Below are 1,980 nucleotides of genomic sequence, written 5' to 3'. Positions count from 1 at the left end.
CCACCAGCACCGGCCGGTCGACCAACGCGACGGCCAGGTGCCGCAGCACCTGGAGGGTCTCCCCATCGGCACAGTGAAGGTCGTCGAGGACCAGCAGCAGCGGCCCGCCAGCGGCGACGGTGCCGAGGTAGTCGCCGACCGCCCTGCGGAGGTGGAATTCGCCGCCCGTCGGCAGCGGGGCACCGCCCTCGCTGAGCAGCGTGGCGAGCCGGTCGGCATGCGCGGGTGCCGGCGGAGCGGTGGTCTGCAACGCGCGCAGCACCTCACCCCAGGCCCAGGCCGGCGGGGCCCCGTCCAGCTCGGGGCAGCGGCCGACGGCCGTCCGCCAACCGTCGGCCGTCAACTGCCCGACCAGCAGCCGACCAAGGGTCGACTTTCCCGCGCCGGCGTCGCCCAGCACCCAGGACATCCGGAATCCCCTCCGGACGGCGTACGCGGCGGCCTCGCGCAGCCGGGCCAACTCATCTGGTCGGGGCAGCGGGTCCCCGTCCACCGGAGCGGACGCCACGACCGCGGCGGGGAATCGCGGCGCGGCGAGCCGGAGGTGCGTGGTGGGCGTCGGCTGTTCCAGGGAGGGCGCCTGCTGCAGCAGATCCGTCTCGAGGGCCCGCAGGCCGGGGCTCGGGTCGACGCCGAGCTGGTCGGCCAGTTCGGTGCGCAGCCGCCGGAGCACGGCCAGCGCGTCGGCCTGCCGGCCGGATCGGTACAGGGTCAGGGCCAGGAGGGCGACCGCCTGTTCCCGCAGCGGATGCGCCTGGACATGCCGCTCCAGCTCGGGCGCGACCTGTTCGGCCCGGCCCAACGCCAGCGCCGCCCGGGCCCGGTGTTCGATGGCGACAAGACGGAACTCGGCCAGCCGGGCCGACTCCGCGGCGGCCCAGCCCTCATCGGCGAACTCCACGTAGGCCGGGCCGCGCCAGCAGGCCAGCTCCGCGTCAAGCCGACGGTACGCCTCCTCGGGATCCGCATCGAGCACGGCCATCGCCGAGCGGGTCGACGCCTCGAACCGCCCCGCGTCGAGCTGCTCCGCCCGCAGCCGCAGCGCGTAGCCGGGCGCGGCGGTGACGATCACCTGTGCGGGGCTGCGGGGCGGCCGGTCCGGCTCGAGGGCCCGACGCAGGTTGGACACGTACACCTGAAGTGCCGCCTGGGCGCGCGGTGGCGGGTCGCCGGCCCACAGGTCCTCGATGAGCCGGTCCACCGGGACCACCTGATCGACCATGGTGGCCAGTCGGGCCAGCACGGCACGCTGCCGCAGCGGACCGAGTTCCACGGGCACGTCGCCGTGCCACGCCCGCAGCGGACCGAGGACCCCGATTCTCAGCACGGGCAGGAGCGTAGGTCAGTGCGGCGGCACGTGCAGACAACTGGCGGACAGTCCCCGCGGCCGGGGGCGTCAGCCCGCGTACGGGCGGCGGACCCACCCCGAGCTGGTGCGGGGCCGCCGCGGCGTGCCGACCCCGGGCAGTGCCGGTGTTCGTTGGTGATCCGCAGGAGGTTGGTGACGGTGGTGACCTCCGGAATGCCCTCCCGGTGCCGGCCGCCGGCAATCTCCGCCGACCAGTGGGCGTACCGGCCGGCCAGCTCGTTGGTCCGGTCACCGGCGACGGCGTAGACGCACCGGCCCAGCGGGTCGACCGGCGCGTTGGGCCGGTCGACCTGCCCACACGCGAAGTACGGGTTCTGGCCCTGCTTCGCGTCGAACCCGGAATTCAGGCCCTGGCAGGGATCCCAGTCGACGGCCTGCGCGCAGCCGGCGTAGTTGCTCACCGCCTGGGCGTACGCCGTCTGGAGGTAACGCCGGCCCGTGTCGCCGTTGAGGTCGCCACGCGGCGCGGTGTAGTCGCCGGGCAGCGAGCGGTCACCGAACAGGACGAGGTGCATCATCTCGTCCCGATCGAGCGCGCTCGCCCAGCCCAACTGGGTGAACGCCTGCAACAGTCGAACGGACTCAGCGAGCTGGCGGCCCTTCTCCCACAA

Annotated in this window: 2 protein-coding genes; both read right to left on the bottom strand. The window is 74.4% G+C overall.

Annotation, left to right across the window (positions count from 1 at the left end; all coding sequences use genetic code 11):
* Positions 1-1,327, bottom strand: a 1,327-nt coding sequence (locus KBX53_RS31290; protein ID WP_210863355.1) for a BTAD domain-containing putative transcriptional regulator, incomplete at its 3' end; no start/stop codon positions are given.
* Positions 1,321-1,980 (bottom strand): hypothetical protein (locus KBX53_RS31285; protein ID WP_210863353.1); only part of this gene is annotated, 660 nt, incomplete at its 5' end. The genes KBX53_RS31290 and KBX53_RS31285, both read right to left, overlap by 7 nt.

This window comes from Micromonospora sp. M51 (assembly GCF_018070305.1).
Lineage (GTDB): Bacteria > Actinomycetota > Actinomycetes > Mycobacteriales > Micromonosporaceae > Micromonospora > Micromonospora parva.
This window is presented reverse-complemented; position numbering and strand designations above follow the sequence as displayed.